We start from the raw sequence: 21,309 nt of genomic DNA on the forward strand, positions 1-21,309 counted from the left end.
TACTTACAGGTCAGGTGTGCCAGAGACATTAGACCTCTTTCAAAATTCATGTATGGAGCTCAAAATTATAAATAGCAGCAATCGGATTAAACCTTAAACCAAAACGCTTTCGCCGATTTTGATTGCAATAATTTTAAATCTAACCCAATCACGTTTTCTACTACTACCCTTTTAGTTCCTGATTTTCTTTCTTTTACTCAATTTTTTGTCTTCCTGTGCGATAATTCCGCGTTTTTATGCATCATTCTTCTGTATCTGCCAGAACTTTAACGTCTGGTAATATGTGAATTTTTGATTCTTTGAAAAACCGAAAATCGTGCCTCCTACCGTTTGAAAAAATACAATCTTTGTTTTTTTCACAATTACCTGTGTTTTTATAGTATGCTTCTTTTTCTTCCCTGAATAACTGCTTTTTTGAGTCTTTCTATAGGTGTTTCCGTGGAATCATCTCACTTTTTAAGAGCTCTCTGGTAACGCAAAATCTGGGCCAACGTATCTTCTTATTATCTTAAAACTTCACTTATTCCATAACTCCGACCAATATGAAATCTTATATATTCCAGCGCCATCTGTCTTCTATGCAGAGCTTGCTTTTACTTTGCTTTTCTTCTTCTTTATCCAAAATTTCCACCATTCGTTCAAATGTTGCTTTTTTACCCCTGCCGAAATTTTTCTCCTTTCAGTTTCTCTATTTTTTCATATCTCATACACTTAAATGCATGATTCTATACTACATTTTCATTTCCTTACCAATTTTGAAAGAGATCTAATCTCTTGCAGCCCATCCATATGCATAAAATTCATCAATGCCAGATTTATCTATGAATATCAAATTTTCTTCTTAGCTATACTTTCTACAAAATCATCTCTTTCCTGATATAGAAATTTATATGTATAACCAACTTTTTTGCAATACTGTGCTTTTTACCAAATTTTTCGATTATTTGGTCAACTGTAATATCCTGATTTTTATATAAAAATTTGTTAAAATCATCTATATTTTTGATTGTATGACTATCTCCTTTTTAAAAGCTGGTTTCTCCTCATCTTACGCCATCGGTATATTGTCGATATTGAACATCTCTTTTTCATGCTCATCTTTCTTTCATCTACCACTTTTTAAACTCGTTCTCTCACATCTTCACTATATGGTTTTAACTCCCCTTTTTCCTAATATACCTTTTTATCACCCAACCTTACTTGGGGCAATCTATCATGTGTGAGCTATATCTGAATTTCAGCAATTTAGTTTGCTTTTAAATTTTAGATTATTTATTGCATATTTTACTGCAACTATTCGCTGCAATTACAGCATTTTTAATTTTCTTCCTGAGCGGAATTATTATCTGAAAAATAGATGCTTTTATAGATAGAAAGAACAATTTTATCAATATTATGAATTCATTGCAGCAAGCATTGTTTTACCAATAACTGCAGGAGTTTCGGCAATAACAACACCACTACTGCGCATTACTTCTATCTTTGCTCCAGCACTACTATCACTTGATGAAATGATTGCTCCAGCATGCCCCATACGTCTTCCTGGAGGAGCTGTTTTGCCAGCAACAAAACCAACTATTGGTTTTTTAACTTTGGATGATTTTATAAAATGTGCCACTTCTTCTTCTTCAGTGCCACCTATTTCCCCTATTATAATAATGCCATGGGTATCTTCATCTTGAAGGAATAACTCACAGCAGTCAACAAACTTCATGCCATGTACAGGGTCACCACCAACTCCTATACAAGTTGACTGGCCAAGCCCAACAGCAGTAGTTTGAGCTACAGCTTCATAAGTTAAAGTTCCAGAGCGAGACATAACTCCTATATGACCACGTTTATGAATATGTCCTGGCATTATCCCTATTTTACACTCACCTGGGGTTATAATCCCAGGGCAGTTAGGACCAATTAGACGACTCTTAGAACCAATAAGTGCTCGTTTTACTTTTACCATATCAAGTACTGGTATACCCTCTGTAATACAGATAACCAACTCAATCTCTGCATCAATTGCTTCAAGTATTGCATCTGCTGCATAAGGAGCAGGGACGTAAATAACTGATGCATTTGCACTTACTTCTAACTTTGCTTGCTTTACTGTATTAAACACAGGTAAATTAAGGTGAGTTTGACCACCTTTCCCAGGAGTAACACCTCCAACCATGCAAGTACCATAAGCAATAGCCTGCTCCGAATGAAACGTCCCTTGCTCACCAGTAAAACCCTGACATATCAGCTTTGTATTTTTATTTACTAAAACAGACATATATTATATTTTCACTATATTAACTATCTTTTGTGCAGCTTCATCGAGTTCATCTGCTGCCACTATATGAAGACCTGAATTTTGCAGAATTTCCTTTCCTTTTTCAAAGTTAGTTCCAGATAGTCTAACAACTAAAGGAAGATCGATGCTCATTTCTTTTGCTGCCTCTACTATACCACTGGCGATAATATCACAACGCATTATTCCACCAAAAATATTCACCAGTATCCCCTTGACTTTTTTGTCAGATAGAATAATTTTAAATGCTTCAGTTACAGTTTCTCTACTTGCACCACCGCCAACATCTAAAAAGTTAGCAGGTTCTGCTCCATAATATTTAATAATATCCATTGTTGCCATAGCTAAACCAGCACCGTTTACCATGCACCCTATATTACCATCCATTTTTATATAACTTAAGCCATACTTAGAAGCCTCAATTTCCTCTGGCACTTCTTCATCATAATCACGAAGCTCCCTAAGATCTGGATGACGATACAAAGCGTTATCATCAAAATTGATCTTAGCATCAAGCGCTATAAAATCACCAGATTTTGTTTCAACAAGTGGATTAATTTCTATTTGACTTGCATCTGTATTGATAAAAGCATTATATACATTTTTTGCAATGCTGATGATCTTATTTACCTTTTTGGGTTCTAACCCTAAACTGAAACCAAGTTTTCTACCGTGAAAACTTTCAAAACCAGATGCCGAATCTATGTCAATTTTTGTTATCTTAGATGGATAATTTTTCGCTACTTCTTCAATATCTATACCACCTTCTGATGAAAAAATAAGAGCAGGTCTACCTGACTTAGAATCAATTACTAAACTTAAATAATACTCTTTTTCTATATCAGACGCTTCCTCTATATAAACTTTACGAACCTTTTGGCCCTCAGGCCCTGTTTGATGAGTAATTAAGGTAGAGCCTAGCATATCTTCTGCAAACTTTAAGACCTCATTTTCAGATTTTGCTAATTTAACACCACCAGCTTTACCTCTACCACCAGCGTGTATTTGTGCTTTTACAACTAACGTCCCTGGTTTTAATTTTTTAGTAGCAGATAGAACCTCATTAGATGATAAAGCTATGCAACCATCTGGCACAGGAATACAAAACTTCCTAAAAATTTCTTTTGCCTGATATTCATGAATATTCATAGATACCTTTAGAATATATTTCTAAACTTGAAATTGATAAAATTTTATAATTCACTTTTCCTTGCTCTTCTTTCCAATTCAGCCTTTTTTCTCTTTCGTTTTTCTGAGCCTTTCTCGTGATGACGAATTTTCATTTTTTTGAGTACACCTTCTCGTTGTAATTTTCTTTTTAAAATTCTTAAAGCTTGATCTAAATTACCGTGCTGAACTTTCTCTTGTATCAAAATAAAAGACCTCCTCTGCTTTGTAGTATCTATTTATAATTAAATTACAATGTGTATTAACCTATAATCTTTCTTATGTCAAACCATTTTATACAAAACGTAGAAGCCGAAAGATATTATCTTTACAAATAAGACTGGATATGGTAAAGCTAGAGGACAGAATCCTCGGTAGCTCAGCGGTAGAGCAGTTGGCTGTTAACCAATTGGTCGCTGGTTCGAATCCGGCCCGGGGAGTACAACATGTTTGCTATACCTCAGTGCCTCCAACAGTTATTGAATCAATTTTTAATGTTGGCTGTCCAACTCCAACAGGAATACTTTGTCCATTTTTAGAACAAGTTCCAACTCCTGGATCAAGCTTTAAATCATTACCAACCATTGATACCTTTTTTAATACGTCTGGCCCATTACCAATTAAAGTTGCTCCTCTTACTGGATGAACAGTTTTGCCATTTTCAATTAGATATGCCTCAGAAGCTGAGAATACAAATTTACCTGAAGTAATATCAACTTGACCACCGCTGAAATTTACAGCATATAAACCACGCTTAACACTAGATATTATCTCATTTGAATCACAATCTCCTGCAAGCATATAAGTATTTGTCATACGTGGCATAGGAACTTTTTCGTAGCTTTCTCTTCTACCATTTCCTGTTGCACAAACAGACATAAGATTAGCATTTAGGGTATCCTGCATGTATTTTACTAAAACACCATCCTTGATAAGTACGTTATAACCTGAAGGAACACCTTCATCATCTATGTTTAAAGAACCACGACGATTATTTACTGTACCATCATCAACCACAGTGATACCTTTTGCAGCTACTTGTTTTCCTAGAAGATTTGAGTACGCTGATACTCCTTTACGATTAAAATCTCCTTCCAATCCATGACCTATGGCTTCATGTAGCAGTATTCCTGGCCATCCTGGACCTAAAACTACTACCATTTCTCCAGCAGGAGTGTGCATTGCTTCCAAGTTATTTTGTGCTTGTCTTATCGCCTCATCTGCAATTTTTTTCCAGTTAGATTCAGATATAAACTCATCATAAGCATTTCTGCCACCATAGCCCATAGTTCCTTGCTCAGTTCTACCATTTTTCTCAAGTATCACTGAGATGCTAAGTTGTACCAATGGCCTTACATCGCTTAATTTTAAATTATCCTTTTTAATTATTTGTACCACCTGCCACTCGCCAGCAAGAGTGATTTTGACTTGCTTTACATACTTATTTTGGGAACGCACATATAGATCTACTTCCTGAAGTAGCTGTACTTTAGCATTAAAATCTACTCCATTTAGCGGATTGACATTAGGATATAAACTGTTTTTTCTTTTCTCTAGATTTATTAGAGAGCTCTTCTTATTAGAATTTACTGTTTTTACTAAACTTGCAGCACGACTAATTTCTTCTTCACTAATATTTGCAGAACAGACAAAGGATGTTACATCATTTGAGAATGAACGTAGTCCAAAACCCTTGCGTACATTAAAATCTGCATTTTTGAGTACTCTATCATTGAAATGAAATAGTTCTGATTGATGGGATTCTAAGAAAAGTTCTCCGCCGTCACTAAAGCATAATGCGTCATTTATTATTTTATAGATATTATTAATATCAACGTTATTTTGTGTAAAAAAAATCTTATCAGGATCTGTATGACTTGACATCATTATGTATAAAAAACATATATTATATTCTGTAATCTTAAAATAGCAACTATGGCGGAACTAGTAGACGCGCTAGTTTTAGGTACTCTTTATGGTTATGGAAGTTCAATTCGGACACTTTTTTATTTGCTAACCTATAAGGCTTCACTCCTCTCAAGGTTGAAGTGACAAATTTTCTTCTCTTTTATTAAAAATTAAATTTTAAATCTTAAAGTATAGCGAGTAAAAAGGGGGGGATTATGCCAGGGGAGGGTATTGAGTCACAAATAAAACAAATAGAGAGATATATCAAAGAAGAAGGTAAGCATTACTTATCAGAGGAAGAATATAACCAATACAGTAAACATAAAGAACAGTTTAAGCAACGTCAGAATGAATCGAAGTATCAAGCAGAATATTATGAACTTATCAAAGGGTTTGAGATTGCAGTTAGATCGAGAAGGTGTGATAAGGTTATTGATAAACAAGGTGAGGCCTTGGATAGAATGGGCCAACGAATAAAAAAAGTTAATCATACGTTAGATATGATAAGTAAAAATTCTGAAGCTAGACAAAAAATAGAACAACAATGTGGTAATCTCCTTAAGAAAGAGAGTACAACAAATAGAGTGCTCATTTTATTTTTTGTTTTTGCAGCTGTGGCTACTACTGCTTTAATTTGCTATGCGATCTTTTCTCACCCTAGTTATGTTTTAGATAACGTTACCGTAAGGGAAAGTATGAGAGGTATTTCCCTTTGATCATTCATACTTTTTTATAATTTATTATATAATGTTTTTGATAATTAAATTATAGGGGGAAGGTAATGACACAAAAAGAAGGTAGTTACAAAAATCAAAAAAAACCTAAAGTTTCCGAGGAGATTATAATTAAAAAGAATAAGATAGATAAGAAAGAAAATGATCCTACAAATAGCTTAAGCTTAATAGAGGATTGTGAGCAAATTAGAACATATTTATCTGAAAAAACCTTAGAGACAGTACGAGGTATGTCAAACAGACTATCAGTAAATGATAATAAACTTACCGATATGGAAAGTGCTATCACTTGTCAAAAAAAATTGGTTAAGAGTGTTGAAGAGAATGACAAGTTAGAAAACCAAAACATAAATAATATGCATGAGATGTTACGTCAAAATAACAACTCAAAATCCAAATGCATGGGTGCTGGTGGTGTTATTGGTAGTACGGGTGGCACTGTTGTTATTATTGCTGGTGCTAGTGCTGGTAACCCTATTATTGCTGGTGCTGTTATTTTTATTGGCGGTATTATGGCTTTCTACTGTGCTTGTATAGCAGTTAATGGTTTTTATAATTTGTATAAAAAACCCAATTCTGCTATAGAAAGTATTGATATAGAACAGAGCATGCACAAAAATTGTAGGGGATTGCTCTCTTCAATTACCTGATTTTTATTTTTTAATCTCTTGCAGCAAGATTTGCTAATAAAAAACAAAGAAATACATATTGTTTAAAAGTAGGTTTTGAAAAGGGTATTAGCATTTTTGCTGCATAGAAGATTTTTTCTCACTTATAAAACATCTCTCTTTTTACTAAAAAATTAAGAATTTTATTATAAAATTAAGCTTAATAGTAAAGAGGGGGAAATAGTGGTAGATCTTATACAAAAATGTAAGTCTGCCATACCTAGTAAAATTAGGCGACTTTGTTCAAAAATAAAGTTTGATAAACCCAAGCATTATCTACTTGTGAGGCAAAATGATAAGCTTAATTACAGGTTAATAAAGTACATATGGTGGAAAAATTTTTATAGCCAAGCAGAAAATGAGCAACTAAGGCATAATTATTCAGAAAATAATAATAATCAAGATGAATGTAACACCCAGTTATTCCTTGGAATAGTTAAGAGATCAGAAGATGCTTCTAGTAAGCTATCGAGTAAAATAAAAAAAAGACTTAAGGCAATTGATAATATTAATATATTACTTTCCAACGGAGGTATTTTTCATAAAAAGCAAATCCACAAAGCTTTAGAAGCGTCTCGCATGCATTGTAAAATATACAATGCATGTTATCATGGCCTTGCACAACAAGAATGGTTCTCTAGTTTTGTCAAGAAAAATTTAAGGGTAATTTTAAGTCAAGGAAAGTTAGAAAGAACTAAAATCACAGATCAAGAAGCCGATAAGCTAATCAAAAAAAATGAAAAAGTACTTAGAAAAGTAGAAAAACACAGTGGCAACCGTCAACAAAAAATTAGCTTAGAAACCAGAAAAATAATTTTTAAAGAGATTAAAGAATATATTATAACGCTTAAAATGCAACAATTGCAGCAAGAACTTAATGAAGTGAAAGATGAAGCGCTCAAATGCGTTGAAGGAGTTATAACAAGAAGGCAATCATTAAAAATACTGCTAGAAAAAACAAAAAACTTAAAAGAAGCAGCTAAAGAGTTTTTTAGTAATACAAAAATAGTAAGGCATGAAACAGCTAACAACAAAATTTTCTATTATGCCTTAACAGTAGTTGCTACAATTGTAGTTACTGCCTTGATTTGCTATTGTATATATACTACTTTTAGTAAACCCAGTCAAAGTTTGGATAATGTTGCATTGATGCAAAATGTGGGAAAATTGATCAACTCTATCACATAATTACATATTTTGATTGCGTAACAAATAAGACAAAATAGTGTGCTATAAAAATGTTCTATTTATCAATAAACTAATGTGTCTAGATTAAATTTGTAATCTTTTCCATACTACCCCAGCTGTTCCCAACTTTTACTTCAACTTTAAGTGGCATCGCAAGTCTTACTACGTTCTCCATCACTTCTTGTAATAATTTTGCAACATCAAACACATAAGCTTCCGCCACTTCAACAATTAATTCATCATGAACCTGAAGTATTATCTTGCCAGTTTTAAGTCTATCAAATAAATGAACCATAGCTTTTTTTATAATATCAGCTGCAGTACCTTGCAGGGGAAAATTAATTGCGGCCCTTTCAGCAAATTGCCGCAGATGAGCTATTTTACTATTTACATCTTGAATAAAACAATATCTACCAAGAAGAGTTTTAACATAACCATGAGATTTTGCATATAACTTCATTTCTTCCATGTATACTTTAATTTCTGGATAGCAAGAGAAATAATGATCAATAAATTCTGCAGCTTCATTTTTAGTTATTCCCAGTTGCTTTGCTAGTCCAAACGAGCTAATACCATAGATAATACCAAAATTTATAGACTTTGCTTTCCGCCTTAAGGATTCACTAAGATTTTTTTCCTCCACCCCAAATATCTGTTTTGCAGTGATTGCGTGGATATCTTTATCTTTGGCAAAAGCATCTTTAAATGCCAAGACATCAGCAATGTGTGCTATAAGCCTCAGCTCAATTTGCGAATAGTCAGCAGCTATAATTTTATGGCCCTCAGGTACAATAAAGGCTTTTCTTATCGCATTTCCCTCTTCACTCCTTATTGGTATATTTTGAAGATTAGGATTATTTGAGCTTAGCCTACCAGTTGCAGTTGCAACCATGGAATAGTTAGTATGGATTCTCTTAGTGCTACTGTTAATCTGGCTTGTTAAAGCATCTGTATAAGTATTTTTGAGTTTACTAAAGTGACGCCAACTAAGGACCCTATTTGCAATTTTTTGACCATCTGCTGCAAGTTCTTCAAGTACCTCAACATTTGTGCTGTATATTCCTGATTTTGCTTTTTTTCCTTTATCAAGGCTGAGCTTATCAAACAAAATATGGCTCAGCTGTTTTGGTGACCCAACATTAAACTCTTCCCCAACTAACTCGTATATTTCCTTTTCTAATAAAGTTATCTTTTGAAAAAAATCCTCTGATAATTCTTTTAATACTTCTGCATCTACTAATATTCCCTGTTTTTCTATATTAGCTAGCACCCTTTCAAGCGGCCTTTCACAACGCTCATAGATGGTAAATAATCTTTGAGAGAATAACTTTTGTTTTAATTTATTATGCAGCAAAATCAAAGTTTGTGCTGAAGGCTCAGCTATCTCTACATCCAAATTATACTTAATTATAGTTTCAAATTTATGGTCATGCTTGCCTGTATCTATGCTATAGGACATGATCATTACATCATCTACTACATCAATTTCAGGCAAAAATTTTCTTAAATCTTTTGTATTATATACTATTTTAAGTACTCCCTTAGAAATAAGAATAGGGCTGAGCAGCTTAAGAGACGGCTCTATATTATCTTGTTCTATACAAAAAAGATTATTTTTACTATAAGCAATACTTAAAACTTTGTTTTCTTCATGAAAGTAAAGAGCAATTTTCCCTTCAGATTTACATCTATCTAAAAATGCAAGTAAACTTTCATCACTATATTCAACTATGTTTTTTTCATTGTGAGTTTGTGTCTCATATGAAAATAATTTTTGTACTCTTGGAATTAAGGATTTAAATTCATATTTTTTGAGAAAATCTGTTAATTTTTGGATATCTGGAGCTTTTATTCTATATTTTTCTAGATCACCTTTAATTTCTACCGTTGTAGCTAGGGAAACCAACTGCTTTGAAAGCAGTGCCCACTCCTTATAAGCCAGTATCGCCTCTCGGCACTTGTTTTGCTTAATTTGATGAGCATTGCTCAAGATATTCTCCAGTGAACCGAACTCAGTTAGCAATTTTGCTGCAGTTTTGATACCTATTCCTAGAACTCCAGGTATGTTATCGGATGCATCTCCTGTTAGTGCAAGTAGGTCCAAAAGCTTATCTGGGCCTACCCCAAATTTCGCAATTACATCTTCTTCTTTTATATGTTTATTTTTCATAGGATCAAATACTGAAACTTTTTCATCTATGAGCTGAAACAAATCTTTATCAGCTGTAACCACTGTTATTTTTAAATCATCATATTTACTATATGTTTTTGCTAGTGTTGCTATAACGTCATCAGCCTCATATCCTATAACTTCTTCGCAATTTAGATTAAAGGCTGATACTGCTTCTCTCAGTATTGCAAATTGTGGCATTAAATCTTCAGGTGGCTTTTGTCTATTAGCTTTATATCCATGATATATTTCATGACGAAAATTCTTCTCGCCGGTATCAAAAGCTATAACTAAATATCCTGTTAAATATTTAAGTAGCATATTGATAAAGCCGTACACCCCACCAATAGGCAAACCTGATGTAGTACTTAGGCCTGGCAGTACATAATATGCACGAAAGAGAAAACCATACCCATCTATTATTGTTAAAGTTTTTTCCACTATAATCTACATTATAAGCTCCTAGTATCTATTACTAAGAGAAAAAGACAAGTGATTAGTATTTAGTTAGCATTGCAATACCTGTATATAATAAATTAACTTAATATTTAACTAATTATTAATATATTACCATCAGAATTAATATTGTTAATTATTTAAAATTAGTATTTAAGATTGGGAGAAAATTATGACTACAGAGAATAAAAAAAACAAACAGAGTTTTGAAACAATAGATCAGATTAGCTTACCAGTTAGCTTACCAGATATCGAGACAGAGCACGTAGGTAAAACTAAATTCGTACCTATACAACCTTTTAGGGGAAAAAGTAGAATAGCAAGTATTAATAGTAATTCCTCTACTTTGAGTTTTGATAGTTTTAAGGATGATGCAACATCTCTAAAAAGCCAAAGAAGTGAAAGTGTTGATAGCGGTATATCTTCGTTACCAGAGACATCAAATCCGTATAGCAGTAATGCATCATTATTCTCTACGGAAAGTGCAGCTAAAAATATATTAACAGAAGAACCATTTGAATCTTTTAAAAATAAAGGATCACATAGCTTTGCTTATGAAGGCAATGTTGATGATATGTTATCATCCCTTGCCTCCAATGAGGCCGATCGTAACGTACGTGCTTTGTCTTCTTTTAAAACTTTTTCTGATACTGAATTAACTAGCGATGAAAAAATTTCAACTAATGAAAGCCGCTTGGCTTCAATAAAAAAACCAAGTATTCAAGATAAACCGATAAAATTGGCAAGAAAAGTTGCACCTCCAACTATACTAACCCCTAAGTCTTCTGATGCTAATAATTCTAACTTAACTTCTGTTATTGATGAAAATTCAGATAATATATTGAATTCAGAAAAATCAGTGGGGGAAGAAGTGCACTCAGCAAAAGAGATTTTATCTAATCCAGAAGAAAGTTTAAGGATAGATAGATCAAGTAGTGAGTTTACAAGCCTAGAAGACCTAATGCCTTTGCAAGAAAAAGTAAAGGAAATAAATCGCAAAGATCAGTTATCATCTAAAGTTGATAAGTTTATTTCACAAGTAAGTGTCAGTGTTTGGAAGACAGTAGAAGAAAGAGTTAAGTATGGAACTTTTGATACGCTCAAGGCAAATGTAGATAGGTTAAACTTAAAAGTAAATAAGGTAGATTCACTCTTAAAAAATAGATCTTTAATTAAGGTAGATAAAAATAATAATAGTGAAGTATTGCTGGTAACAAAAAAAGATATTCCTCTGCTGAAAGAATTAAAGCGTGATTTAAAGCAGGAATTATATGAGGCAAATAAGCAACTATCTAAAGAAACAAAAAAAATACTGATTTATGAACAAAGTAAACAGCAGGAATTACAAGATAAGATTTTAAAAGGTGACATTACAAAAATCGAGGAAGCAGTTTCTACAGCAAAATCAGAGACAGATCTTAAAGAAAGATCTAGTTTATTAAGTAAACTAGAGTCTGATTTAAAAGTTGCTTATTCCCATCTTGGAAAAAACCTTCACCCTGATTTAAAATCAGCAATAACAAAATTGCGCAAAGAAAAATGGGCCTCTCAAACCAATATATGGACAATTAAACCAGATGATACTACAAAAAATTATCTACCAGAATCAAGAATTGACTTAACGTTTGCAGAAAAAAAAGAGATTTTTAGTCGAAAAAGAGATGTTGCAAAAAGTCTTTTAGATTCTCAGCAATACAAGGGTGAAGATAAGGAAATACTTAAAGGATTACACAAACTTTATAGTAATTTAGCTAAGAGCTCAGAAGACAAACCTAAAGAAAAATCTAATCTTGAATATGCATTTAAGAGAGAATTTGAAAATGCTTATAAAGAAAGTTGTAGAACGAGATTATCTGAAGTATCGTTAACACCATTAAACCAATCTGCTTCTTCTTTAAGTAAATAAGGATTTGCAAGAGTTTCTAAAATCAAACTAAAAAAGAAGAAACGACCAGCTTCTGAAATTACTGAAGCTGGTAAAAAAGTTTTATAGATACGCAGACTTATATAGCAATAGCAGAAACCCCCTAAAAAATAAAGTGATCCCAGTGTGATTCGAACACACGACCTACTGATTAAGAGTCAGGCGCTCTACCAGCTGAGCTATGGGATCCGACGTATTATTAAATGACAAACCTTATTTTGTTATTACAAAAAATGCAACTTGTTTCTTAAAGCATGTGTCCGGAGGGATTTGAACCCACGACCCACAGCTTAGAAGGCTGTTGCTCTATCCAACTGAGCTACGAACACTGAAGTAACTAATACTATTCTCTTATCATAAAAAGTAAATACTTTTAGCTTCTTGTCAGAATACTAGGTAACAATTTTTGTAATTTCGTTCTGCACTCTTTTTATTTCTTCTTCTTTTAGAGGAATTAAACCTAGCCTTGATAAATAACCATTTGTGCCAATAGCAGCTGGACTTGTTACTTCTTTAATGAAGTCTTTCAATCCAGGAATGATGTTTATATGATCTCTCTTTATATAAAGATATAAAGGTCTATTTAAAGTATATTTTCCAGATGATATGTTTTCATACGTTGGCTCAATCCCTGCTATCATGCTACCTTGAACCTTATCTTTATTTCTTTCTAAAAAACTAAAACCAAATATTCCAAATGCATTTTGATTACTTTTTAGTTTTTGAATTATGATATTTTCATTTATACCTACCTCTATATACTTACCATCATCCCTAATGGTGCTACATGCTTTTTTTCTCTCATCATACTTTTCATAACTTTCTACAAAAGGTTTAAGATGCATACATGAGTTAATCATTAGCATGTCTATCAATACATCGTATGTTCCTGTGTTTTTATATGGACCATAGATTTCAATTTCTGACTTAGGAAATCTTAAGTTTATATCTGACCAAGTCTTCTTGCTATTTTTTATTAACTTATCCTCATCGGAGAAAGAATAGGTAGACAAAGCAGTAAATAATTCTCTTGTTGTAAAATCAAACTGATTATTATTTTTAGAATTTACGATTACAATACCATCATGGCCAATTATAACTTCTGTTATTTCTTTAACTTGGTTTTTCTCACATAGCTGTCTTTCTACGTCCTTCATACGACGTGATGAGGTTGCAATATCAGAAGTACCACTACCTACTCCCATGCAAAACATTTTAAATCCAGCTCCACTACCTATGGACTCAATAACAGGTGTGGGAAAAGAAGAAATACTACTAAATTGTTCTGCAGCTAAGGCAACAAAAGGGAACACTGTTGAAGAACCAGCTACCTTAATGTAAGGCCTATCTTTTAAATTTTCAATATGTAGTGCAGCCTCTGCGTTTACAAAAAGAGATAAGACAATAAAAAGTATTAGCTTATACATACTGAATCATGCGTAATATAATCTTAAAATTATATAGCATTTGAGAAAATAGAGATAGAAGTATTTGATTTTTTTAAACTGCTAAGAAAATTTTAAGTAGTTAATTTCCTAAAGATTATTTTATAAACTTTTACTAAAAAATAAGAATTTATTCAAAAAGAATTCCATAAGTAATAAAAATTTTTTCCAAATTTTGTGATTGAATTATCATATTTACTCAATATATTATTTCCTGCATATTTGCATTTTAATATTTAATGAAATTAAGGGGGAATAATGAATGAAATAGATGAACAGGATTTATGTAGTAATTTTGCTAAAAACATTATAGGAACTGTTGTAGAAAAGGTTCCTTCAGATGAGAAAATAACAGTGGATTTTCTTCCAGGTGAAGGAATAAGATTCAGAGCTGCCAGTCAAGAATGGCTTATTAATTTATCTTGTGCAGTTCAGCTTAGGAGAAAGCGAGCAATTAAAAGATCATCTGATATTAGTGATTCAGCTATAGTTAATACAAGCAACATAAATAGTACCAAAATAAAGATTGGCTTAGATTATCGTGAAATGACATTCCTAAACGAGTATATGAATAAGCATCATAGTGAAGGAAAGTCTCAAGAGTTCAAAAATAAAGAAGAGCTTCAAGAATATATCGAAGATTTTGAATTTGAGTATAAAGGCAACAAATTGAGCAACTGTGATTTCACAGATGAGGATTACAAAGATTTTGTTGAGACAGCTAAAGGGATAATTAGTTCGTTTGTAGGCAAAAATGCAAGAGAGTATGACCGTATAAAGATAGTTATCGAGGAAGAAGCATTAAGTCTGTGTTTTCTTAAACCAGGACAAAATTCCTGTGAGAACACAAAGCAGTTAATATTTTACAGCTTTGGTGAGTTGAGAAGGGGGTACGCAGATGCAGATAAACCTAACTTTCGTAATTTTGTCAGTGATTACAATGCAGATAAAGCTATCTCCCACATAAGAGAGACATTGTTGATTCCAGATTCACAATCTCATACTAAATATGTTAGTAATGTGGATGAAGCCCTTGAATATCTTGAAGAATTACCTTTTGATGAAACAGTATCTCAGTATTATAATAAGATAGTTAATACAACAGAAAGCTACCACAATAATACAATAACTAACAATAGTTACATCTGTGGACTTACAGGAATTTTAGCTCCTATTATACCAACTTTTATGCTGTTACACGATACAACTGCTGCCAATGAGTTAATTGATATAGCAAATACTGCATCTGATGATCATGACAAACCTGCTTATATTGTTGGTACTCTTTCAGCACTTATCGGTAGTGTTGTTTTTATTGGATTTATGTTCTACAAATATTATTTTCAGAAGAAACAAGACCCAAATAAAAATCCAAACGCAAGTGTGACAGGAACAAAGCAACTAAAGAATTTTAATGAGAAGCAAGCAGAAAGTTCAGACGATATACATATATCTATTCAAGAAGAGAGTCAAATTCCAGTAGAAAGTGCAGAGCAGTCGATTGCTAATGCGGGAAGTGCACTATCAATAACTTCTACAGGAAGTAGGTCACATCTATCACCAACAACAGATGATCAAGAAAGCAGAATGCGGTCAACTTCAAGTGAACAGTCAATAACTTCAAGTACAAGAAGTAGCAGCTCACAAGCTTCAATAGGCAGTGAGCAACAGCCACAAGAGATAATAACTGAGGGCAGCGAAAGGTCACAAGCAGAAAGTTTAAAATCAAGCTTAGAAGAGGTAAGGGTTGTTGAAAATAGTGAAAAACCTAAGCCAAAACCACATAATGTATATCTAAGTGTGTGTCAATGCCAGTTTTAGTATACATAATACATTAGTATAATATTTTATAAAGATGTAATAAAAACAACTTGCAATTGAGTAACTCTTATAGTTTTATTATGCCTACGTAGCGCAACTGGTAGTTGCGCTTTTAGGTATAATTAAAATTATGGGGGATGCGTTATGAATAAAAGAAGCAAAAAAAAATTATGTAGTTATTTCATAAAACAAATAGACGAAATTATAATAGATCACATACCAGATAATAGTCCTTTCAATATTACCATTGATAATTATACAAAAATCACTCACCAAAATAAAACTTGGAGTATTGCAAGTGATCCTATATACTCTCGATTACATAGTTTTCTTAAAAAAGGTGATAATTCTAGTGTAATTAAGAGTGAATTAACTATACCTGATTTTGTTCATCAACGTATGAAAGATAAAGGGTTAACTTCAAAAGAATTCAAGGAATGATTCAGTCAGTTATGATGAATTGAACAAAAGTAGATACTTTGACTTTGTTAAATTAGTTAAGAAAGAAGTTAAAAAGTTTGAGTTAGACAAATACCCAAATGGATATAATGATCACATGGAGATGGTTGTTTATGAGCGCGCATATTACACATTTGCATTACGTTTTTTTGAAGGTAATTCCTATAGTCATCCCTATACTGAGTTACAATTTATATGTGAGAAGAACTCTAGTGAAGTGAAGATGTTAAAGCAGCATGACTATCGTCGTGATAGTAATTACATATTAGAGATTTTTACTACTGTACCACATGATCCTGAACCAGTTACTGACTTGATAAGAAGACGTATAAAAGATATACAAAAATCCTTGGAATGTGATAGCCCTTATTTTAATAAGCCACAAGCCATTGAGAAATTTAGTGGTAAAAATCAGGTATTTGAATATCTTGAAAATCTTTTTAGTGCAAGTGTATATAAACATTACCTTGCCCCAACTAGACCAGAAGAGATAAATTGTAACAACAATAATACTCAAGCAGCATATATAGGTTTAGGGTTACTATCTACTACAGCAACAATACTACCACTATTTCATAATGATACTATCAACGATAAAGCTATTTGGAACAAGAAATCTTCCTCGTATATGTGCTGCTACTAATGCGTCTGCATTGCAGCAAAATACTACTGATATACTTGGATACGATTCATCAGAAGATAATGATAATAACATCATAATTGCAATGTTAGTATCAGTGTTTGCTGCTTTTGCTATAGTGGGAGTTTTAATTGCTTATTGCAAGAGTCATCATCAAAGAAGAAATTCAAATAGAGATCCAAGTGTAAGCTTCATAAGAAATAGAAGGGAACTAGAAGACTTAGAGAGGGGTGATGAGCCACTACAGTCAGAAGAAAGAGAGCGTCTATCAGTTCAAGGAGAAGATGCACAGCAATTAGATTCAGATAATGAAGCAAGTGGACCATCAGCACATTCAAACACTTCAAGTCACACAAGTTCATCGACTTCATCAAGATCAGGCACCGCCAGTCAAGCAGGATCATCTGTTTCAATAGAAGAAGATGGACGGTCAGGTGCAAGTTCGGAAGAATCAGGATCTGATAATAGTCAAAGATCATCATCTCCGGCAAATGTACCACAAAAACCGCCAAGGACTTTAGTACAAAATGTGGAAGAAGCGGGAATAAGTAATAGTCAAGGGTCTAGTTGTTACTGTTAAAGTTGATGGTTGTTTAAGAAATAGTTGTTAGTTTTTTTAATATGCTATTATATGGTTTTTGCAATTTAGATGGCAAAAACTATATATATCTGTCAATCTTGTGGCTATAGTGCTCATAGATGGATGGGAAAGTGCATTGACTGTGGCAGTTGGGACAGCGTGGTTGAGGAACAAGCAGTAAAAAATCCTGTGATTTCCTCAACACCCGTTTCAATAAAATCTCTATCTAGTGGTGATATTTCTTCTCCATCCAGATTTTTAACTAAAATAGATGAACTTGATCTTGTTTTCGGTGGTGGGATAGTAAGGGGTAGTAGTACGCTAATTGGCGGTGAACCTGGTGTTGGCAAATCTACCCTTCTACTTAAAGCAGCATCCACTTTAGTTTGTGATTCTTTTGAATGTCTTTACGTATCTGGAGAAGAATCTTTAGAGCAAGTAAGCCTCAGAGCCACCCGTCTTAAAATTGATCAGCCAAAGATAAAGCTTCTTTCCACAATTTCTTTATCTGATATAACATCAGCAATTAGAGAAAATAGTAATATAAAATTTTTAATCATCGATTCAATACAGACCATGTATGATAGCAGAATTACCTCTGCACCTGGTACTGTCGCTCAAGTAAAAACCTGTGCGCACGAGTTAATCATCTTGGCTAAAAAGTTTAACATAGCACTTTTGCTAGTAGGACACATAACTAAAGATGGACAGATAGCTGGACCTAAAACCTTAGAGCATATGGTAGATACAGTGCTATATTTTGAAGGAGATAACAGTAATCAATTTCGTATCTTACGAACTATAAAGAATAGATTTGGTCCAGCAAATGAAATAGGTGTGTTTGAAATGTCTGCACATGGTTTAAACTCAGTAGATAACCCTTCATCGCTATTTCTAACTGAAGCATTAGATAGAAAAATAGTTGGCAGCTCAATTTTTGCTGGTATTGAAGGTTCAAGACCACTACTTGTTGAGGTACAAGCACTGATAGCAAAAACTAATATGGCAACTCCACGTAGAGCCGTAGTGGGGTGGGATATAAATAGATTAGCTATGATCATTGCAGTGCTAAGTGCGTGCTGCAATATATTTTTGGGAGATAAAGAAGTATATCTTAATATTGCTGGTGGTCTTAAAATTCAAGAACCTGCAGCAGATCTTGCTGTTGCTGCATCTTTAATGTCAAGTATAGTAAATATTCCTCTGCCTCCCTCTTCAATTATTTGTGGTGAGGTTGCATTATCGGGTGAGATAAGAAATGTATCACATAGTGAATTAAGACTCAAAGAAGCTCGTAAGCTGGGTTTCAAACATGCAATAATGCCTGGAAAAAGTAAATATTCTATTTCTGATATTAAAATAATAGAGTTAAATCACATAAGGGAATTAAAAAAGCTTTTTATGACTTAAGTCTGAGATTAGCAGGGTTTATCTTATTCATATTTTAAAAGTAAGCATTTAAAATTAATATTAAAATTTATTTTATTAAAAATTAACAGTTGTATTTAATCTTTTATAGTAAAATATTAATGTATCTTGGTTTTAAGACCAATTGACTTTCTGTTTTTTTACTCAAACTCAATCAAGTTGGGAGTATTACCAGCCATAGAATTTATTAAACTCAGTGTTTTAAATAGCATCTAGATTATTTTTTTAATTTATATAATATAAAAAGTTCAATTTATGCTAAGATCTTAATCAAAAAATTAACTATTTATTCTAATTATGTAATACTATAGTATTTTAAGATATATCAAGACCAATTTAGAGCTTATCCACAAACCAAGGAATGTATATTGTAATACTGCATTCAACATGGAATAAGGATGAGAAGAAAGTATCCAACAGATAAAAAAGATAGAGAATGGGAATGGATAGAAAAACACTTAAAGGTATCGTATGGTAAAGGTCGCAAAAATACAATAAACGGGAGATATAAAATGTCATGTACTACGCACAGTGGCGTTGTTTACCACGCCGCTATGGAAGGCTGTGTATGAGCGAGGTGGAAAAAGCAAGGGATTTTTGAAAATATGATATCACTAAATATAGTAGGTCAAAAATTGGCAGGAGCCTGTATAGTCAGTCAGGACGGAAAAGGGGTATAAAAAGGGAGAAAAAGACATATAATCACGGATACTCAGGTTGCTATGTAGGAGCTGCAAGTGAAAATGACAGAGCATTGGACAATATGAAAGAAAAGTACAGTGATATTAAGAGAATGTGGACCGATATGAAGGAAAAGATTTAAAGGAAAAGAAAAACATGGAATAGATATTGAGATTGTCAAAAGTGCAGATTTTTGGTGCATAAACACCAGAATTGTTTTCACAACGAGATCCAGGATTTACACAAAAAGATGGGCAGTAGTTTTGCTTGGATTAATAGAAATAGGAGGTTATCAAAAGAGTATGATCTGCTAACTACATCATTTTATATATTTAGCTATGAGTAAGGCTATGTTAAGTTGGGAATATTCTTGAATTTACTGCTTTGTGAATAAGTTCTAATTGACTTTAGATTACAAAGTAAAGAAATAACAGCTTAGTAGTTACTGAAAGTATTCAATAAATTATGCCAAACCGAATTTTCAGTTGAGTTATAGCCCTTCCTTTAAAGATCCGAATGAGGTAAGATAAAGATTTAGGATGGTTGATGCCAGAGTTACGATTTAAGGAAAAAAGCAATTGGACGAAGGAGAAAATCTGTAGCTATAAGATATAAAATAGAACATTATATGAGTGGCAGGTAAGACGCAAAGAAACAGGAGACTTTTTACCAAAAAAACCTGAAGGCGTTGGCTATAATCATAAAATTGGAATGAGTTTATCGAATTTGCTAAAAAGCATGAAGGTAGTCAAAGATTTTGGGGCAATATCAGTAGGCAAACGATCCACCGTGCACTTAAAAATATCGGATTTACGCACAAAAAAAGACCTATGGATATAGGGAAAGAAATGAAGAGCAGAATTCTTGAAGCAACCTGGAAATCTTGTATATATTGATGAATCCGGTATAGAGAACACAGAAGACTATGAGTATGGATATTGTAAGCGGGGAGAGAGATTCCATTCTCTAAAATCAGGTAAAAAAACTCAGCATGATTGCAGCGCTAAATAAAAAACAAATAATGGCACCTTCGAGGGATATTTTTAACGCTTGGTTTGAAAGCTCCAATTTTACAACCTGGTCAAATCTTGATAATGCAAGTTTCCATAAATCAAAAAAATCAGTGATCTTGCCAAGGTGCTGAAATTCTTTATCCTCCTACTTATTCTCCCGATTTTAATAAAATTGAACATCAATGGTTTGCTATAAAAAATAGAGCAAGAAAAAATATTCCTCACTGCTTCCACATTTAAAGAGGCTACAGCCGCCTGCAATGGGCTAATACGTTTTTTAGTTGCAATATTGAGATTAGATCCCCCTTTAAAAAGTACTCAATTATTTCATCATATTTTCCTTTACAATTTATTATGGCAGTATGTAAAGGTGTATAGCTATCTTTATCAGTTATATCAATTTTAGCTTCTTTTTTACATAATTAGCGTTAAAAAAAAGAGCCCTATGCAGCAATGTATTTTTAAACTGTTCGCTCCACCATATTTTTTCTATATCTCCACCTTTTTGTAAAAACTTCAAATCAGCAGTATATTTTGTAAACTGATTAGTGTATCTATTATGCATATATTAACTTTTAATATTATAATACAGTTAAATTTTTAAGCAAGAATAAAGAGCAAGAGAAAATGCCGTCATCGATAGCTAAAACCTAAGTCAAAATCAGATCAAGTAGCAACTAATCTTGATGAAATGAAAATTGGCAATGAGGCATCAGATGTTCAGTATAGATAGGTAGAAA

Annotated in this window: 16 protein-coding genes, 3 tRNA genes and 3 pseudogenes; 12 read left to right on the forward strand and 10 right to left on the reverse strand. The window is 32.9% G+C overall.

All coding sequences use genetic code 11. The features are described 5' to 3' along the window. Nucleotides 1–46: 46 nt before the first annotated feature. From AACL19_RS01530 to rpsU, 4 genes and pseudogenes are all read right to left on the reverse strand, one after another. Nucleotides 47–707: pseudogene (locus AACL19_RS01530) on the reverse strand (transposase family protein). Between the two features lie 686 nt (nucleotides 708–1,393). Continuing rightward, entirely contained in the window at nucleotides 1,394–2,269 is an 876-nt protein-coding gene (sucD, locus tag AACL19_RS01535; RefSeq protein WP_339046135.1) for a succinate--CoA ligase subunit alpha, read from the reverse strand. A 3-nt stretch (nucleotides 2,270–2,272) separates the two neighbouring features. After that, the gene (sucC, locus tag AACL19_RS01540) at nucleotides 2,273–3,436 is read right to left on the reverse strand and encodes an ADP-forming succinate--CoA ligase subunit beta (protein ID WP_339046137.1); all 1,164 of its coding nucleotides are present in this window, start codon (nucleotides 3,434–3,436) and stop codon (nucleotides 2,273–2,275) included. 44 nt (nucleotides 3,437–3,480) lie between these two features. Then, nucleotides 3,481–3,657, reverse strand: coding sequence for a 30S ribosomal protein S21 (gene rpsU, locus AACL19_RS01545; RefSeq protein WP_339046629.1), 177 nt, complete (start codon nucleotides 3,655–3,657; stop codon nucleotides 3,481–3,483). A gap of 165 nt (nucleotides 3,658–3,822) precedes the next feature. On the opposite strand from rpsU, the gene AACL19_RS01550 reads away from it, so the two are divergent. Beyond that, nucleotides 3,823–3,894: transfer RNA gene (locus AACL19_RS01550), tRNA-Asn, on the forward strand. Between the two features lie 13 nt (nucleotides 3,895–3,907). Here AACL19_RS01550 and tldD read toward each other — a convergent pair. Then, entirely contained in the window at nucleotides 3,908–5,338 is a 1,431-nt protein-coding gene (tldD, locus tag AACL19_RS01555) for a metalloprotease TldD (RefSeq protein WP_339046139.1), read from the reverse strand. Between the two features lie 239 nt (nucleotides 5,339–5,577). On the opposite strand from tldD, the gene AACL19_RS01560 reads away from it, so the two are divergent. The 3 genes from AACL19_RS01560 (at nucleotide 5,578) to AACL19_RS01570 (ending at nucleotide 7,952) form a co-directional block, all read left to right on the forward strand. Further along, nucleotides 5,578–6,078, forward strand: coding sequence for a hypothetical protein (locus tag AACL19_RS01560; protein ID WP_339046141.1), 501 nt, complete (start codon nucleotides 5,578–5,580; stop codon nucleotides 6,076–6,078). A 65-nt stretch (nucleotides 6,079–6,143) separates the two neighbouring features. Beyond that, nucleotides 6,144–6,746: a hypothetical protein gene (locus tag AACL19_RS01565; RefSeq protein ID WP_339046143.1), complete on the forward strand. Its 603-nt coding sequence runs from the start codon at nucleotides 6,144–6,146 to the stop codon at nucleotides 6,744–6,746. A 201-nt stretch (nucleotides 6,747–6,947) separates the two neighbouring features. After that, the gene (locus AACL19_RS01570; protein ID WP_339046145.1) at nucleotides 6,948–7,952 is read left to right on the forward strand and encodes a hypothetical protein; all 1,005 of its coding nucleotides are present in this window, start codon (nucleotides 6,948–6,950) and stop codon (nucleotides 7,950–7,952) included. A 79-nt stretch (nucleotides 7,953–8,031) separates the two neighbouring features. Here AACL19_RS01570 and polA read toward each other — a convergent pair whose 3' ends face one another. Next, entirely contained in the window at nucleotides 8,032–10,566 is a 2,535-nt protein-coding gene (gene polA, locus AACL19_RS01575; protein ID WP_339046631.1) for a DNA polymerase I, read from the reverse strand. A 184-nt stretch (nucleotides 10,567–10,750) separates the two neighbouring features. On the opposite strand from polA, the gene AACL19_RS01580 reads away from it, so the two are divergent. Continuing rightward, nucleotides 10,751–12,484 (forward strand): hypothetical protein, encoded by a 1,734-nt coding sequence (locus AACL19_RS01580; protein WP_339046147.1) that lies wholly within the window; start codon nucleotides 10,751–10,753, stop codon nucleotides 12,482–12,484. Nucleotides 12,485–12,618: 134 nt separating this feature from the next. Here the strand turns inward: AACL19_RS01580 and AACL19_RS01585 are convergent. The 3 genes from AACL19_RS01585 to AACL19_RS01595 all read right to left on the reverse strand — a co-directional run bounded on the left by AACL19_RS01585 (nucleotide 12,619) and on the right by AACL19_RS01595 (nucleotide 13,929). Further along, a tRNA-Lys gene (locus AACL19_RS01585) sits at nucleotides 12,619–12,691 on the reverse strand. Nucleotides 12,692–12,757: 66 nt separating this feature from the next. After that, nucleotides 12,758–12,831 (reverse strand) — tRNA-Arg (locus AACL19_RS01590). Nucleotides 12,832–12,894: 63 nt separating this feature from the next. Continuing rightward, on the reverse strand, nucleotides 12,895–13,929 hold the full coding sequence (locus tag AACL19_RS01595; protein WP_339046149.1) for a substrate-binding domain-containing protein: 1,035 nt from the start codon (nucleotides 13,927–13,929) through the stop codon (nucleotides 12,895–12,897). A gap of 276 nt (nucleotides 13,930–14,205) precedes the next feature. On the opposite strand from AACL19_RS01595, the gene AACL19_RS01600 reads away from it, so the two are divergent. From AACL19_RS01600 to AACL19_RS01630, 7 genes and pseudogenes are all read left to right on the forward strand, one after another. Beyond that, nucleotides 14,206–15,768, forward strand: coding sequence for a hypothetical protein (locus AACL19_RS01600; protein ID WP_339046151.1), 1,563 nt, complete (start codon nucleotides 14,206–14,208; stop codon nucleotides 15,766–15,768). 144 nt (nucleotides 15,769–15,912) lie between these two features. Continuing rightward, a complete protein-coding gene (locus AACL19_RS01605) occupies nucleotides 15,913–16,209 on the forward strand; it encodes a hypothetical protein (RefSeq protein WP_339046153.1) in 297 nt (98 codons plus the stop codon). Nucleotides 16,210–16,228: 19 nt separating this feature from the next. Continuing rightward, nucleotides 16,229–16,870: a hypothetical protein gene (locus AACL19_RS01610; RefSeq protein WP_339046156.1), complete on the forward strand. Its 642-nt coding sequence runs from the start codon at nucleotides 16,229–16,231 to the stop codon at nucleotides 16,868–16,870. Between the two features lie 10 nt (nucleotides 16,871–16,880). Continuing rightward, nucleotides 16,881–17,447: a hypothetical protein gene (locus tag AACL19_RS01615; protein WP_339046158.1), complete on the forward strand. Its 567-nt coding sequence runs from the start codon at nucleotides 16,881–16,883 to the stop codon at nucleotides 17,445–17,447. Nucleotides 17,448–17,516: 69 nt separating this feature from the next. Further along, entirely contained in the window at nucleotides 17,517–18,857 is a 1,341-nt protein-coding gene (gene radA, locus AACL19_RS01620) for a DNA repair protein RadA (RefSeq protein WP_339046160.1), read from the forward strand. A gap of 416 nt (nucleotides 18,858–19,273) precedes the next feature. Then, nucleotides 19,274–19,930 (forward strand): annotated as a pseudogene (locus AACL19_RS01625) (IS5 family transposase). A gap of 203 nt (nucleotides 19,931–20,133) precedes the next feature. Further along, nucleotides 20,134–20,809, forward strand: a pseudogene (locus AACL19_RS01630) (transposase). A gap of 151 nt (nucleotides 20,810–20,960) precedes the next feature. On the opposite strand, the gene AACL19_RS01635 reads toward AACL19_RS01630, so the two are convergent. Continuing rightward, nucleotides 20,961–21,134 (reverse strand): hypothetical protein, encoded by a 174-nt coding sequence (locus AACL19_RS01635; protein WP_339046162.1) that lies wholly within the window; start codon nucleotides 21,132–21,134, stop codon nucleotides 20,961–20,963. Nucleotides 21,135–21,309: the final 175 nt, after the last annotated feature.

This window comes from Candidatus Mesenet endosymbiont of Agriotes lineatus (genome assembly GCF_964019585.1).
In the GTDB taxonomy this organism is placed as follows: domain Bacteria; phylum Pseudomonadota; class Alphaproteobacteria; order Rickettsiales; family Anaplasmataceae; genus Mesenet.

Excerpts from the sequence above, each read along its gene's own strand:
- sucD (WP_339046135.1), bottom strand. The coding sequence starts at position 2,269 with ATGTCTGTTTTAGTAAATAAAAATACAAAGCTGATATGTCAGGGTTTT.
- sucC (WP_339046137.1), bottom strand. The coding sequence starts at position 3,436 with ATGAATATTCATGAATATCAGGCAAAAGAAATTTTTAGGAAGTTTTGT.
- tldD (WP_339046139.1), bottom strand. The coding sequence starts at position 5,338 with ATGTCAAGTCATACAGATCCTGATAAGATTTTTTTTACACAAAATAAC.
- AACL19_RS01560 (WP_339046141.1), top strand. The coding sequence starts at position 5,578 with ATGCCAGGGGAGGGTATTGAGTCACAAATAAAACAAATAGAGAGATAT.
- AACL19_RS01565 (WP_339046143.1), top strand. The coding sequence starts at position 6,144 with ATGACACAAAAAGAAGGTAGTTACAAAAATCAAAAAAAACCTAAAGTT.
- AACL19_RS01580 (WP_339046147.1), top strand. The coding sequence starts at position 10,751 with ATGACTACAGAGAATAAAAAAAACAAACAGAGTTTTGAAACAATAGAT.
- AACL19_RS01595 (WP_339046149.1), bottom strand. The coding sequence starts at position 13,929 with ATGTATAAGCTAATACTTTTTATTGTCTTATCTCTTTTTGTAAACGCA.
- AACL19_RS01600 (WP_339046151.1), top strand. The coding sequence starts at position 14,206 with ATGAATGAAATAGATGAACAGGATTTATGTAGTAATTTTGCTAAAAAC.
- AACL19_RS01605 (WP_339046153.1), top strand. The coding sequence starts at position 15,913 with ATGAATAAAAGAAGCAAAAAAAAATTATGTAGTTATTTCATAAAACAA.
- radA (WP_339046160.1), top strand. The coding sequence starts at position 17,517 with ATGGCAAAAACTATATATATCTGTCAATCTTGTGGCTATAGTGCTCAT.
- AACL19_RS01635 (WP_339046162.1), bottom strand. The coding sequence starts at position 21,134 with ATGCATAATAGATACACTAATCAGTTTACAAAATATACTGCTGATTTG.